The organism is Streptomyces sp. A 4/2 (assembly GCF_940670765.1).
In the GTDB taxonomy this organism is placed as follows: Bacteria; Actinomycetota; Actinomycetes; order Streptomycetales; family Streptomycetaceae; genus Streptomyces.
Genome location: NZ_CALNVW010000008.1, coordinates 41,259 through 55,229 on the forward strand (window position 1 = coordinate 41,259; position 13,971 = coordinate 55,229).

Annotated in this window: 12 protein-coding genes, 1 tRNA gene and 1 pseudogene; 9 read left to right on the forward strand and 5 right to left on the reverse strand. The window is 73.1% G+C overall.

All coding sequences use genetic code 11. The annotated features are described in order from the left end of the window. Nucleotides 1-152 precede the first annotated feature (152 nt). Nucleotides 153-1,016, reverse strand: coding sequence for a spermidine synthase (locus tag NBY69_RS05395; protein ID WP_250298586.1), 864 nt, complete (start codon nucleotides 1,014-1,016; stop codon nucleotides 153-155). Nucleotides 1,017-1,073: 57 nt separating this feature from the next. Beyond that, the gene (locus NBY69_RS05400) at nucleotides 1,074-1,511 is read right to left on the reverse strand and encodes a hypothetical protein (protein ID WP_374211213.1); all 438 of its coding nucleotides are present in this window, start codon (nucleotides 1,509-1,511) and stop codon (nucleotides 1,074-1,076) included. 217 nt (nucleotides 1,512-1,728) lie between these two features. Between NBY69_RS05400 and NBY69_RS05405 the strand changes: the two genes are divergently transcribed. Then, nucleotides 1,729-3,084, forward strand: coding sequence for a tetratricopeptide repeat protein (locus NBY69_RS05405; protein ID WP_250298588.1), 1,356 nt, complete (start codon nucleotides 1,729-1,731; stop codon nucleotides 3,082-3,084). Between the two features lie 83 nt (nucleotides 3,085-3,167). Here the strand turns inward: NBY69_RS05405 and NBY69_RS05410 are convergent, their stop codons facing one another. Beyond that, the gene (locus NBY69_RS05410) at nucleotides 3,168-3,764 is read right to left on the reverse strand and encodes a histidine phosphatase family protein (RefSeq protein ID WP_250298589.1); all 597 of its coding nucleotides are present in this window, start codon (nucleotides 3,762-3,764) and stop codon (nucleotides 3,168-3,170) included. Between the two features lie 198 nt (nucleotides 3,765-3,962). Between NBY69_RS05410 and NBY69_RS05415 the strand changes: the two are divergent. The 4 genes and pseudogenes from NBY69_RS05415 to NBY69_RS05430 all read left to right on the forward strand — a co-directional run. After that, nucleotides 3,963-4,649, forward strand: a pseudogene (locus NBY69_RS05415) (phosphatase PAP2 family protein); the annotation flags it as partial. 130 nt (nucleotides 4,650-4,779) lie between these two features. Then, nucleotides 4,780-5,970 (forward strand): hypothetical protein, encoded by a 1,191-nt coding sequence (locus NBY69_RS05420; protein ID WP_250298590.1) that lies wholly within the window; start codon nucleotides 4,780-4,782, stop codon nucleotides 5,968-5,970. A 214-nt stretch (nucleotides 5,971-6,184) separates the two neighbouring features. Next, nucleotides 6,185-7,795 carry a hypothetical protein gene (locus tag NBY69_RS05425; protein WP_250298591.1) on the forward strand — a complete coding sequence of 537 codons (1,611 nt, stop codon included), beginning with the start codon at nucleotides 6,185-6,187 and terminating at the stop codon, nucleotides 7,793-7,795. A gap of 65 nt (nucleotides 7,796-7,860) precedes the next feature. After that, nucleotides 7,861-9,222, forward strand: coding sequence for an AAA domain-containing protein (locus NBY69_RS05430; RefSeq protein ID WP_250298659.1), 1,362 nt, complete (start codon nucleotides 7,861-7,863; stop codon nucleotides 9,220-9,222). A 57-nt stretch (nucleotides 9,223-9,279) separates the two neighbouring features. Here NBY69_RS05430 and NBY69_RS05435 read toward each other — a convergent pair whose 3' ends face one another. Next, nucleotides 9,280-10,002 carry an FMN-dependent NADH-azoreductase gene (locus NBY69_RS05435; protein ID WP_250298592.1) on the reverse strand — a complete coding sequence of 241 codons (723 nt, stop codon included), beginning with the start codon at nucleotides 10,000-10,002 and terminating at the stop codon, nucleotides 9,280-9,282. Between the two features lie 112 nt (nucleotides 10,003-10,114). Here NBY69_RS05435 and NBY69_RS05440 point away from each other — a divergent pair, with 112 nt between their 5' ends. The 4 genes from NBY69_RS05440 to NBY69_RS05455 all read left to right on the forward strand — a co-directional run bounded on the left by NBY69_RS05440 (nucleotide 10,115) and on the right by NBY69_RS05455 (nucleotide 12,615). After that, entirely contained in the window at nucleotides 10,115-11,032 is a 918-nt protein-coding gene (locus NBY69_RS05440) for a sigma-70 family RNA polymerase sigma factor (RefSeq protein WP_250298593.1), read from the forward strand. A gap of 222 nt (nucleotides 11,033-11,254) precedes the next feature. Beyond that, the gene (locus NBY69_RS05445) at nucleotides 11,255-11,596 is read left to right on the forward strand and encodes a hypothetical protein (protein WP_250298594.1); all 342 of its coding nucleotides are present in this window, start codon (nucleotides 11,255-11,257) and stop codon (nucleotides 11,594-11,596) included. Between the two features lie 253 nt (nucleotides 11,597-11,849). Beyond that, entirely contained in the window at nucleotides 11,850-12,551 is a 702-nt protein-coding gene (locus NBY69_RS05450) for a bifunctional DNA primase/polymerase (RefSeq protein WP_250298595.1), read from the forward strand. Then, a tRNA-Lys gene (locus NBY69_RS05455) sits at nucleotides 12,542-12,615 on the forward strand. The genes NBY69_RS05450 and NBY69_RS05455 overlap by 10 nt, the downstream gene beginning before the upstream one ends. Before the next feature lie 49 nt (nucleotides 12,616-12,664). Here NBY69_RS05455 and NBY69_RS05460 read toward each other — a convergent pair. Continuing rightward, nucleotides 12,665-13,888: a M6 family metalloprotease domain-containing protein gene (locus NBY69_RS05460; protein WP_250298660.1), complete on the reverse strand. Its 1,224-nt coding sequence runs from the start codon at nucleotides 13,886-13,888 to the stop codon at nucleotides 12,665-12,667. Nucleotides 13,889-13,971: the final 83 nt, after the last annotated feature.

Genomic DNA, 13,971 nt, shown 5'->3' on the forward strand with positions numbered 1-13,971 from the left:
GCGCACCGGACGCCCCTGGATCGTGCAGGCACCCGGTCCCGCGATGCGGGTGGACCGCCCGGCGCACGTGCGCGTTCTTCCTCCGAACCCGGGGCGTTGCCGTCCCGCCCCGAGGGGTGCCCGCCTCCGGCCCGCGCGACCCCGGACAGGCCCTACCCGAACACCGCCCGCGGCGGCGCCGGTGACGCCTGCGCCCCGGCGTCCGTCACGGGCCGCGCGCCACCCGCGAAGTCCAGCAGCCCGCGTCCCGACTCCACCCGTCCCGCATATCCGTCGCCCGCCACCCGCCGGGTCAACTCGGCCACCGGGAGGGGCGTACCGGCCGCCACCAGCACCGCGTTCCCGAACCGCTTGCCCCGGAGCACGGTCGGCTCCGCGGCCAGCGCCAGTTCGGGGAAGACCTCCGCCGCGGTGGCGATCTGGCCGCGCAGGTACGCGAGGGGCGGCCCGTCCGCCAGGTTCGCCGTGTACCAGCCCCCGGGCTTCAGCGTTCTGCGGACCTCCGCGAGGAATTCGGTACTGGTGAGATGTGCGGGGGTGCGGGTGCCGCTGAAGACGTCGGCCACGACCAGGTCCGCCCAGCCGTCAGGGATCTTCGCCAGACCGGCACGGGCGTCGGTGGAGCGCACACGGATGCGCGCCTGGGGGTCCAACGGAAGCTCCCGGCGCACCAGTTGGACCAGCGGTCCGTCGATCTCGATGATCTGCTGGGTGGCGCGGGGCCGGGTCGCCGCGACGTACCGGGCGAGGGTGAAGGCACCGCCGCCGAGGTGGACGACGTGCAGGGGCTGCTTCGGCGGTGCGGCCAGGTCGATGACGTGCCCGATCCTGCGCTGGTACTCGAAGGCGAGATACGTCGGGTCGTCGAGGTCCACCTGGGACTGCGGGGCGCCGTCGATCAACAGCGTCCAGCCGCGTGGCCGGTCACGGTCGGGACGCAGCTCGGCGACCCCGCCGTCCACCTGCTCGACGACGGTCTCGGGTGCGGAACGGCCCTGCCGCTTGTTCTTCGCCACGCTCCCAGTATCGCCGGGTACGTCCGGGCCCACCGCCGGGCCGGGGGTGCGACGGCGTCAGCGGCAGTTGTCGGCCGCCTCGATCAGCCGCGCCGCCTCGCCGAGCGCCGCCCTGAGGATCGAGGGGTCGGTGACCGGTGCGTCCTTCCCGGGCGGCAGCAGCCAGCCGGTGCCGCGGACCGGCGGGTCGTGGGGGACCCGCAGCCCCCGGCCGTTGGTCTGCGTACAGGCGCTGCCCGGCATGTCCCAGCTGTAGGCGGTGCCGGGCGGCACCAGGAATCCGAGGGTGTCGCAGGCGCCGTCGTGCAGCACCGGCCCGACATCGGCCGGGGCTGCGGCCCGGCGCAGGATGTCGACCGCCTCCAGCCCCTGGCGTGCGGGGACCGTCACCAGGTCACAGGGTTCGGGCGCACCGTCGGGCGGTGCGCTGAACTCCTGACTGGGCCGGTGCTGGGCGTTCGTACGCGAACTGCCCGTCTCGGTGCCGGTCTCCAACAAGGCAACCCCTCCTCGTTCTCCGCATGGTTCAACGTCTGCGGGCGTCAAGGGCTACGGCACTGCGCCGCCGTAAAGGATGGCAGTTCATGGCAAATCGCGGGAGAGATATCCCTTTTGTAGCGAAACCGCCCCTGTGCGGGTCGGCGCAGACGGTACGTTTTGCGCGCCGGAGCGGTCCGGGCCGGCAGCACCATCCGCCAGAGAGGGCTCGGCCATGGCGACGTCACGGGCAGTACCCAACCCGGCTTTCCGGCAGTTGCGCGGGCAGCGCTCGCCCGGCGAATTCGCGGCAGCGGTCCGCCGGGCCGCCCGCGAGATCGGCGAGCAAGTAGCGTGCGACGCACGGTACATCGGGCGGGTGGAGGCAGGCGAGATCCGCTGTCCCAACTACGCGTACGAACGGGTCTTTCTGCACATGTTCCCCGGTTCGACCCTGACGGACCTCGGGTTCTCCGACCGGGAGACGGTACGCGGCCGTGGTACGCACACCACTTCGGCCGGGCCACCGTCACCTCACCACACCAGCCAGAACAACGAGGAGAGCGACGTGCTGCGTCGCGCATTCATGGCCGGCGGCTCCGCTGCGATGACCGCCGTGTCCCTGGGCCTGAGCCCCGGATCCGTACCGTCACCACGCCGGGTCGGCGAGGTGGAGGCCCCACGCCGGGTCGGCGAGGCGGAGGTCAGCGCCGTCGAAGCGGCCGTACGGCAGATCCGGCTGCTCGACGACCGGCACGGCGCCGACGGTCTCTACCGGCGGGCCGCGCAGCCGCTGCAGGCCGCGTACGCGCTGCTCGACGCGGGCACGGCCCACCGGGGCGCCGCCGACCGGCTGCACGCGGGCGCGGGTGAACTGGCCATCTCGGTGGGCTGGCTGGCGCACGACTCGGGCCGTTTCGACGACGCGCGTTCGCACTACGCCGAGGCCCTGGCGACCGCCCGGGTCTCCGGTGATCCCGCGCTGGAGGCGCACGCCTTCTGCAACACGGCGTTCCTGGCGCGCGACGCGGGGCGTCCGCGGGAGGCGGTGCGGGCCGCGCAGGCCGGGGAACGCGCGGCGAGGCAGCTGTCGTCGCCCCGGCTGCTCGCGCTGCTGACGCTGCGGGAGGCGGGCGGCTGGGCGGGGCTCGGGGACCGCACGGGCTGCGCGGACACGCTCGGCCGGGCCAAGTCCCTCTTCGCGCAGGGGCCGTCCGACGACGACCCCGAGTGGATGACCTTCTTCGTCGAGGCCGAGCTGGAGATGCTGGAGGCGCAGTGCTGGTCGACGCTGGGCGACTGGCCGCGCGCGGCCCTGCACGCCCAGCGCGCGGCGGATCTCCAGGATCCGCACTTCGCCCGCAATCTGGCCCTCTACCGGGCCCAGCTGGCCGACGATCTGGTCCGGGCGGGCGCCCCCGACCGGGCGGCGGCGGCCGGGCACCAGGTGCTCGACCTGCTCGACCAGGTCCAGTCGTCGCGGATCCGGGGGATGCTGGCCGGGACGGCCCGACGGCTGCTGCCCGCACGCAGGGCGGCCGGGGTACCGGACTTCCTGGAGCGGCACGCGTCCACCCCGCGCCAGGCCTGAGGCCCGCCCGTCTCGTCAGGAATGCGCGCTGCACCCGGAGTTCGTACGGCCTCCGGAGTTCGAGCTACATCCGGAAATCCGCGCTACCGCTCCAGGTGACCGGTGTCGTTCCACCGCTCGACCGCGGGCGCGTCGTACGCCCAGCCCAGCACCGACAGGGACGTGGGGGCGAGCCGGACCCGGGCGCCGAAGGTCAGGTCGTACCCCAGCCAGCGGGCGGCGAGCGCGCGCAGGATGTGGCCGTGCGCGAAGACCAGGACGTCCCGGTCCGCCGAACGGATCCGCTCGATCACCGAGTCCGCGCGGGCGGTGACATCGGCGACCGACTCCCCCTCGGGCACCCCGTCGCGCCAGATGAACCAGCCGGGACGGATCGTCTGGATCTCGGCGGGGGTGAGCCCCTCGTACGCCCCGTAGTTCCATTCGAGGAGCGCGTCCCACTCCTCGGCGCGGTCGGCGAACCCGGCCAGCGCGCAGGTCTCGCTCGCCCGCACCAGCGGGCTGGTGAGCACTTCGGCGCCCGGCACCGCGTCCCACGGCGGCCGGTGCAGCCGTTCGCCCAGGAGCTTCGCTCCCTGGCGTCCCTCGTCGAGCAGCGGGATGTCCGTCCTGCCGGTGTGTTTCCCGGACAGGGACCAGGCGGTCTGTCCATGCCGGGCCAGCAGCATGCGGGGTGCCATGAAGCTCTCTCCTACGGTGCGGTGATGCTGCTCCCATCATCGCGTACGGGAATCGCGCACCGGATCCGCGAGCAACCCGGCGGAAGGAACCGGCGTCCCCTCTTGAGACAGGGGGCGGCTGAACTGCTCATCACACAAGCCCTAAGGTGGGATGCCGGGTGACAGGCCCCGTTTGAAGAGACGATGGAGAGCATTCGGATGCCGTACACCGCGAACCGCACCCGGCCCCGCTGGTGGACAGAGATCCTGGTGCTCGCTGTCGTCTACACCGCGTACTCCTCGGGCAGGCTGCTCGCCCGGGGCAACACGGAGGACGCGGTCGAGCACGGGCTCTCGCTGCTCCGGGCCGAGAAGTTCCTGCACATCAACATCGAACACCCGCTGAACAGGCTGTTCACGCACACCCCGGCGCTGGGGATACCCGCCGACTTCATCTATGCCTCGCTGCACTACGTGGTGACCCCGGGCATCCTGATCTGGCTCTTCCGGCGCCGTCCCGTGCAGTACCGGGTGGCACGCACCTGGTTGATGATCTCCACGCTGCTCGGCCTGATCGGCTTCACGCTGGTACCGACGTGCCCGCCACGGCTGCTCGCGCCGGCCGAGGGCTTCGTCGACACGATGGCCCAGTACAGCTCGTACGGCTGGTGGGGCAGCGAGGCGAGCGCGCCGCGCGGGCTCGGCGGGATGACCAACCAGTTCGCGGCGATGCCCAGCCTGCATGTGGGGTGGGCGCTGTGGTGCGGGGTGATGCTGTGGCGTTACGGACGTACGCCGCTGACCCGGACGCTGGCCGTGCTCTATCCGCTGACCATCACCTTCGTGGTGATGGGGACGGCGAACCACTACCTGCTCGACGCCCTGGCGGGCGTCGCGGTGATGGGTGTCGGACTGCTGCTCACCCGGCCCGCGGTGCAGCTGACCGACCGAATACGGGCGCGGTTCTCCTCCGGCACCTCTGACACTCCTGACGTACCGGCCCCGGTTGTCAGTGGCGGATGCAAGACTTCCGCAGGTGAGCGATTCCCCGGGCAGCGGACCTCCTCCGCCTCAGCAGCCTCCGCGGCCTCCGGAGCGGCCTCAGCCGGTTCCCCGGCCGAAACCGCGGACGACGGCACTCCGACAGCGGCTCGCTGAGCTGCGCGGACCGGCCGTCCCGCCACAGCCGCTGGACGCCCGCGCCCTGGCGGCCCTCGCCGCCAACCCCGGCTGCGAACGGCGCGCGCTGCTCGACGGCGCCGGGGTGAACAAGACGGTCCTCGCGAAGGCCCTCGGAGCGCCCTCGGCCTTCGGCCAGTCCCAGTTCGCGTTCATGCGGGGCAATGCCTTCGAGGCCAAGGTCAAGGCGGACGGCGGGGCCGAGCTGATGCGGCTGCTCGCGGAGCGGATGGGCACCGCCGAGCCGGTGGACGTCACGGTCCCGGACCTTTCAGCGGCGGGGCCCGAGGGCCGGGCCGCCCGTACCGCACTGGCTCTGCGCGAAGCGACCTCGGCGGCTCCGCACGGGGGCTGGACGCTGCTCGACCACCCCATGCTGGCGCTGGAGGTGGCGGGCTCCCCCGCCTATCTGGAGCCCGACGCGGTGGTCGTGGACCCGGCGGGCCGCTGGACCGTCATCGAGATCAAGTCCTTCCCGATGATCGACGCGTCGGCGGACGCGGCGAAGGTGGGCGCGGCGGCGCGCCAGTCCGCGGTGTACGTACTGGCGTTGGAGCGGATCGCGGCCCTGGTCGAGGGCGCTTCGGTGCACGACCGCGTCCTGCTGGTCTGCCCGAAGGACTTCTCCAACCTGCCGACGGCGTCGGCCGTGGACGTACGCAAGCAGCTCTCCGTCACCCGTCGCCAGCTGGCCCGGCTGACCCGGATCGAGGACATCGCGGCGGCCCTGCCCGAGGGCACCACCTTCGACCCCGGCCTGCCGCCCGGGGAGCTGACGGCGGCGGTCGAATCGGTGGACGCGGCGTACGCACCGGAGTGCCTGGCCGCGTGCGAACTGGCCTTCCACTGCCGGGAACGGTCGCGCGCGGCGGGCGCCGTGGAGTCGCTGGGCCGCGGGGTCCGCGGTGAACTCGGCGGCCTGACGACGGTCGACGCGGTGCTGGCCGCGGCCCGGGGCGAAGCGGGTGACCCGGCGGACCCGACGGTGGCGGCGCTGCGGAGGGCCGCGGCGCTGCGGGCCGAGGCGCTGGGGGGTGCGGCGTGCTGACGCCGCGTGGGTGCGTGCTGACGCCGCGTGGGTGCTGCGTGCTGACGCCGCGTGGGTCCGGTCCTGCTGTTCCCGGGGCGCCGTCCTGTGCGGGCGGGCGGCCGGGTGACGCCGGGAGGACCCGCGCCGCCGAGCCGCCCCGCGCCACTGATGAAACGCGCGCCACCGAGGGAACGCGTGCTGTCGAGGCAACGCGCGCCGCCGAGGAGACCCGATGTCCCTGATCACCACGCTGGCCCGGCTGGAGGCCGTCCGGGACGGGCGTGCCCGGCCCACCGCCACCGTGCGCCACCGCCATCTCGCCGAGCACCCGCTCGTCCTCGTACCGCTCACCACCGCGGGCGAAGCGGGCGCCCCGCTCGGCGCGCTCGTCGGGACCGATCCCGGGGAGCCCCGGCTGCTGATCGTCGCCCAGCCGCGCGACCGGGACCTGCGGTTCGCCTTCCTCGCGGAACTGGCCGAGGCCGTCCTGCCGTACATCGAGGCGTACGCCGACGACGTGGAGGCCGCCGAGCGCTCCGAGGCGGACCCGGAGACCGGCAAGAAGGTCAAGGTCGAGGTCGAGCTGTGCGCCGATGCCCCGCAGCTGATCGTGCCGGGCCGGGCGGGCATCGACTTCGTACGGCTCCTCGGGCGCTCGATGCGTTTCCGGCGCACCGCCGAGGAGGACCCGGAGGCGCCCTATCCGGCGCCCCCGCGCGTCCCCCTGCTGGGCCGCTGGATGACGCATTTCGGTGAGCGTGCCCGGGTGCCCGGGTCGTCGCTGCTGCTCGCCACGACGGATCTGCTCAACCGCCACTGGGCCACCGGGCAGAGCAGTCTGGAGGACCAGCACCTGGGCGCGCTGCTCGCCTGGATCGACCCGGGGGCGGGCGAGTCGGGCGCGGAGGCCGCGCTCCGGGCGGAGCTGGAGCGGGACCGGGAGGGCCAGTTGGTCTGCCCGCCCGCCGGACCGGCCACCGACCCGGCGTTCGACAACGGGCTGCTGGCTCCTGCCGTCGAGCGGTACGACCGGGCCCGTGCGGCGCTGGCCGCGGCCGAGGACGGACCGGCCGCCGACGACCGGCTCGGTGAACTGACGGCGGCCGAGCGGGAGATCCGCCGACTGCTGGCCGGACAGCTGCGCCCCACCTGGGACGCCGTGTGGCGCGGCCTCGGGCTGCTGCGGGAGCTGCCGGAAGGGACCAGGGCGGACGGGCGGTGGACCCGCGACCGCTGGTCGTTCACCGGCCACCGCGACCGGGTGCGGGCCGGGGAACCCCCACAGCCGCGGCACGACGACGCGGTGACCGCCGCGCAGAAGCTGGCCTCGCGGGAGGCCGCGCAGACCCAGCTCGACGCCCAGGAGGCGCTGGACGATCCGCTGGTGATGGCGGGGCGGCGGCTCGCGGGCGAGGCGTTCGCCGGTGAGGTGACGGAGGTGGTGATGGCCTGGAGCGAGTCGAAGCGCCCGAGCCCGCGCCCCTTGATCACGTTCCGCACGGAGGACACCCCCCATCTCGACGGGCGGGCCAAGGTCCACCGCACGCAGCCGGGCGACCCGCCGAAGACGCAGAGCGCCGAGTTCGTACGGTACGAGGAGGACGGCTCCCTGGTGCTGCGGCTGGTCAACGGCATGGGCCGCGCCAAGGATCCGGCGCCGGGGACGGTGCCGGAGAAGGGCGACCGGCTGTGCTGGACCCTGTTCGAGCACAGTTCGCGTGGCGGGCCCGAACTGCCCGCCCAGGAGGACACCCCGTGGACCCACGGCGGGCCACCGGGCGCCACCGGCGCGTCCGAAGGCTCGACGATCCCCGACCCCGTCACCCCGGAGGACCTGCTGTGACGACCTTCGACCCCACCACGGCGGCCGGTCCTGCTGCGGCCGGTCCTGCGGTGGCCCGTGCTGCGGTGGCCGATCCGTCGCGTGCCGGCCGTCCCACGGCGGCGTTCGATCCCGGCGCCGAGGCGGCCCGCGCGACAGCGGCCGTGCTGGACGACACGCTGCACGGCACGGCCCGCGGTGTGGTCGTCGACTCCCCGCCGGGCGCGGGCAAGTCGACGCTGGTGGTGCGTGCGGCGCGCGAACTGGCCGCGGCGGGGCGGCCCCTGATGGTGGTCGCCCAGACCAACGCCCAGGTCGACGACCTGGTGGTCCGGCTCGCCGGGAAGGACCCCGACCTGCCGGTCGGCCGACTGCACAGCAGCGACCCCGACCCGTACGACAAAGCACTCGACGACCTGGCGAACGTCCGCACCTCGGCCAAGGCGGCCGACCTCGCGGGACTGGACGTGGTGATCTCGACGGCCGCGAAGTGGGCGCACGTCAAAGGCGTCGAGCCGTGGCGGCACGCGATCGTCGACGAGGCGTACCAGATGCGGTCGGACGCGCTGCTGGCCGTGGCGGGGCTCTTCGAACGGGCGCTGTTCGTGGGCGATCCCGGCCAGCTCGACCCGTTCAGCGTGGTCGGCGCCGAGCAGTGGGCGGGACTGACGTACGACCCGTCGTCCAGCGCGGTCTCCACGCTCCTGGCCCACAACCCGGAGCTGCCGCAGCACCGGCTGCCGGTCTCCTGGCGGCTGCCCGCCTCGGCGGCGCCGCTGGTCTCGGACGCGTTCTATCCGTACACGCCCTTCCGTAGCGGTACGGACCACGGCGACCGGCGGCTGACGTTCGGGGTCGCCTCCGACGGATCGGGCCCGGACCGGGTGCTCGACGAGGCGGCCGAGTCGGGCTGGGGCCTGCTCGAACTGCCCGCCCGCCACACACCGCGCACGGACCCGGAGGCGGTACGGGCGGTGGCACTGGTGGTCCGCAGGCTGCTGGACCGTGGCGGCGCCGCGGTGAGTGAGCAGTCGCCGGATCCGGTACCGCTGACCGCGGACCGGATCGCGGTCGGCACCGCCCACCGCGACCAGGCGGCGGCAGTCCGGGCGGCGCTCGCGGAACTGGGCATCACCGAGGTCGCGGTCGACACGGCGAACCGTCTCCAGGGCCGGGAGTTCGACGTCACGGTGGTTCTGCACCCGCTGTCGGGGCGCCCGGACGCGACGGCGTTCCACCTGGAGACGGGCCGCCTGTGCGTCCTGACCTCCCGGCACCGGCACGCGTGCATCGTGGTGTGCCGGGAGGGCGTGGCGCAGCTGCTCGACGAGCACCCGTCGACGGAGCCGGTCCAGCTGGGGGTCACGGTCAAGTTCCCGGACGGCTGGGAGGCGAATCACGCGGTGCTGGCACACCTGGCGGAGCACCGGGTGCGATACCGGCCGTAGGAGCTGTCCGGCCCTGATGCGCCGGACAGCCTCATGGTGACCGGACCGGCGGCGGCCCTACGGTGTCCGGACCGCCGGCCGGGCGACCTCGGCGGCCAGCGCGGTCACCCGGGTTCGGGCCGCCGCCAGCGAGCTCGCCGCCAGCGGCCGGAACCGGGCCAGGTGCGGCACGAGCCCGGCCAGGGTCATCTCGGCGCTGACGAGACGCAGACCGTCCTCCGCCATGCCCAGCTTGCCGAAGTAGGCCCGCAGGTACGGCGTTTGGAAGTCCCAGGCCTCCTGCGGGGTGCCCGGACCGTAGGCACCGCCCCGCGTGCTGACCACCACCACCCTGGTACGCCGCAGCAGGCTGTCCCCGGTGTCCGGGTCGGTGAACGCCCCGGGGAAGCTCACCCGGTCGATCCATGCCTTCAGCGAGGCGGACACCGCGTAGTTGTACATCGGGGCGCCGATCAGCACGGTGTCGGCCGCCAGCAGTTCGGTGATCAGGGGGCGGGTGAGCGCCCACTCCCGCTTCTCGGCCGGGCTCTCCGTCAGCGCGTCCACTCCGGCCGGCGGGACGAGGCCGTGTTCTTCCACTCTGCGGCCGAGGGCGCAGTAGGCGCTGTCCAGCGGCGGTACCGGGTCGGCGGCCAGGTCCCTGTACCGGTAGCCGGCCGGGCCGTGCGCTGCCTGCCAGGTCTCCGCGAACAGTGCGGTCAGCTGCCTGCTGACCGAACCGCCGGAACGGTCGGCACTGGAATCCAGGTGCAGCAAGGACGTCACGGGGCCATCTGCCACTACTGGCTCTCCTGTCACTGCTGGTTCTCCTGTCACTCCTGGTTCTCCTGTCACTTCGATCAGGTTGCGTTCGTCATGAGAGGTGACGGAGCAGGACGGCGAAAGGTGACCGGTGGACGCGCGCGAGGGACTGGCAGAACGATTCGAGGCCCAGCGTGGTCAACTGCGCGCGGTTGCCCACCGGATGCTCGGCTCGGTGGACGAGGCCGATGACGCCGTGCAGGAGGCATGGCTCCGCCTGGGCCGGGTCGATGCCGGAGAACTGGACAACCTGGCCGGCTGGCTGCGGACAGTGGTGACTCGCATCTGCCTCGACATGCTGCGTTCCCGCAGGTCACGACGGGAAGACCTGGCCGAGCAGCAAGTACTGGACCATGCGCTCGCCCCCCTCTCGAACGCGAACACCACTCACGGTGACGGAAGCACTCCGGAGGACGAGGCGCTGCTGGCCGACTCGGTGAGCCGGGCGCTGCTCGTCGTGCTGGACACACTGGCCCCCGCCGAGCGGATCGCGTTCGTGCTGCACGACATGTTCGCCGTCCCGTTCGAGGAGATCGCGCCCGTCGTGGGACGCACCCAGGGCGCCACGAAGAAGCTCGCCAGCCGTGCACGGCTGAAGGTGCAGGGCAGTCCCGTGGTCCCGGCGGCCGAACTCGCCCGGCACCGTCGGGTCGTCTCGGCCTTCCTCGCCGCCGCACGGGCCGGTGACCTCACCGCGATTCTTGCGGTGCTGGCCCCCGATGTGGTGCGCCGTGCCGACCCCAGCGCCTTGCCACCGGGCGGAGCGGCCGAGGTGCGCGGCGCACGGGCCGTCGCGGAGGGGACAGCGGCGCTCGCCCACCGGTCCCGGCTCGCCGAACCGGCGCTGGTCAACGGCACCGTGGGAGCCGTGGTGGCCCCGCGGGGCCGCCTGCTGTTCGCGCTGACCTTCACCATCGAGAGTGACAGGATCACCGAGTACGAGGTGATCGCCGACCCCGCCCGGCTCCGGCGCCTGGACCTCGCCGTCCTCGACCGACCGGGGACGTAGGACGTTGTCCTCCCCCGCGGGCCGGGGTAGGAGCCGTACGACGGCGGCGCCGGGGGAGGCCCCCTTGCGGGGCGCGGGACAATGGACGGTGGTCCGGAACCCGGAACCACGCACTCCGGCCCGGCACCGCAACACCGCACAAGCAGTGGCCCGGCACCGCAACACCGCACAAGCAGTACAGAGCGACGCACAGCAGAGCGACACGCACAGCAGGAGGCACACATGGCGGAGCCCGAACAGCGCGAGCGCAAACCCCGGCCCGCACCTCTGCTCTTCGAGCCGTCGGAGGCCGCCGCCGACCCCGAGCACTTCTTCGACCTGGAGTCCATCGAGGACCCCGCGGCCCTCCTCGGCCGGGCGACGGAGCTGACGCTGGCCTTCCGTGCCGCGACCGACCGGGCGGTCGAGTTCCAGGCGATGGCCGCTGCCCAGCTCGCCGATCCCCGGCGCTTCGACCGGCTCACCACGGCGGACATCGCCGAGCGTGCGCACTGGACCGAGGACTACGCGAAGAAGATGGTGGAGTTCGGCCGGGACCTCCTGCGCGGCGCCCCGCCGTCCTGAAAGCGCCGCCGCCCTGAAAGCGCCGCCGTCCTGGAAGCCCCGCCGTCCTGAAGCCCCGCCGTCCTGAAGCCCCGCCGTCCTGAAAGCGCCGCCGCCGCAAAGCGGACTCCGAGGCTCCGGCGCCCGTCCCGTGTCATGACTTGGCTTGGCATATGCCCTATGACGGTGCGCAAGATACGCCCTCCCGCCGCCCCTGTCCCGATTTCCGCCAACCCCCCGGAGCGGAACCGTCCGTGCCGGTAGATCTGTCGGCATGAGCGCATGGCAGCGAAACGACAGCAGCGTGGGAATCCTCTCGAACACGGGCGCGAACACAGGCGCGAGCACGGGCGGGGTCCGGGGGTCCGGGGGCCGTTCCCCCGCGGAGTCCTGCCGCGTCCCGCACGACGCGGCAGGACAGCACGCCACCGCGGTCACCGCCGCCGGAGCGGGCTGGCTCGCCTCGGCGGCGGCGTACCCGCGCACTGCGCTCTCGCTCTGGGAGTCCCGGCCCACCGCCCCCATCGTGCTGGGCTGCGGCTCGGTCTTCGACGTGGTCAACGTTCCCGCGATCTTCGGCCGCCGGATGCTGGACACCCTGTGGTCGGAGGGTCCCGGGTCCGGCCCCGTCGCCGGTCATCGCGGCCGGATGCTGCTCTTCACCGCGCCCGGCACGGCCCAGCGGCTACCGTCCCTGCTGGAGTGGGAGGAATGGGGCGAAGCGGTCCCGCCGCTGCTCTGTCACGGCGCCGGCGACGCGGTGACCGTACCGCCGCTGACCTCGTCCGTTCGCCGCTCGGGGCCGCGCTGGCTGGTGGCCCCCGACACCCGGCAGCCCTGGCTCCCGGGACCCGAGGTGGTGCTCTGGGCCTGCGTCCGCGCAGCACGCGACAAGCCCTCCCCCTCGGTGGGCTTATCGATTTTTCCCCGCACCGATCCGGGTGCTAAGGTCTACGACGTCAGCAAGCGCCGCTAGCTCAGTTGGTTAGAGCAGCTGACTCTTAATCAGCGGGTCCGGGGTTCGAGTCCCTGGCGGCGCACAGACGGGAGAAGCCCCTCGCGAAAGCGGGGGGCTTCTTCGTTGCGCTCTCACACAGCGGGTGTGATCTTGATGGTCCACGCCCCCGACGGCGTACGGTCCGCCACCTCGACCTTCATCCCGTTCCCCGGGACCGTGAACGTCTCACCGACCCCCAGCGGCGCGTCGGCCAGCGGCGGATAGACCGACTCCCCCCAGCACGCCGACGCGTGCGGATGGGTGTCGAACACCTTGACCGGGCCGTCCCCCGAGGCCGTCTCCCCCTTCACCCGGTAGATCAGCACCCCTTCCGTGCAGGCAGCCGTGTCGTTGCCGGTCGCGGTGCGCACCTCCATGGCGATGGCGCTGTCGAGTCCGGTCCGTACGACCGCGAGCCGGGTCCCCGCCGTGTCCGTGCCGGGCTGCGGCACGTCCTCCAGCGGTTCCAGCGTGAACATCCGGGTGCCGGTGCCCTGCACACAGCCGATCTGCCGCCGGTCCAGCCAGCCCAGCTTCCACTTGTCCCAGCCGAGGAAATCGGGGGCGAGCCCGAACTGGCTGCCCATGACGTCCCAGTCCCCGACCGAGGTGTCCCAGTCGCCCTTGTCGTCCGAGGGGCGGTGGTAGAGATCCGGCAGGTCGAAGACGTGCCCGGTCTCGTGGGCGAGGACGTTGTGGTCCGGCGGGTGCTGCTCGAAGCCCGTGACGAGGCGGCTGATGTCCGTGCCGTCGGCGTGCAGCGGGGTTTCGAGGTTGACGACCTTCGTGGCGTCGGAGTCGACCCCCGGCGCGTCCGGATCGGCGACCAGGTAGACGACTTCGTACTTCCTGAAGTCCACGGTCGGGTCCGCCGCCGCCACCGCGTCGCGCAGATACGCGTCGCGCCCCTCCTCGCCCCAGTCCCGTTTCACCGCGTACGCCGAGGCGGGCTTCGGCATCATGATCCACTTCTTCAGCGGGTGCGGGCGCAGGGTGAACTTCCCGTACGAAGCCCGGTGGAAGAAGGTGGTGGTCGCCGGGAAGTAGTCGCCCGCCAGTTCCTGGGGCGTGGTGTCCGGCACGGAGCCCGGGAAGGACAGGAAGATCATCACCGCGTCGAGCGTGCCGACCGGTCGCGTGTAGGCGGAGTTCCAGCTGTCCAGACCGAGCGAGTGGTGGGCATCGGTACGCGGCAGGGCGCACGGCCCCGCGGGCCCCGAGGTCGCGACGGCGGGCCCCGCGACCAGCGAAGTGGCGGTGAGCGCCAGGAACGAGACGGTCACCGCGGCGGCACGTTTCAGACGTCCCCGGTCCACTCCCCCGGGTGCCTGCGGACGCTGCACGTCGACCTCCGGGTTCGGGATGCGGGACACCTGACCCACTCTGTGCCGGTTCGCCC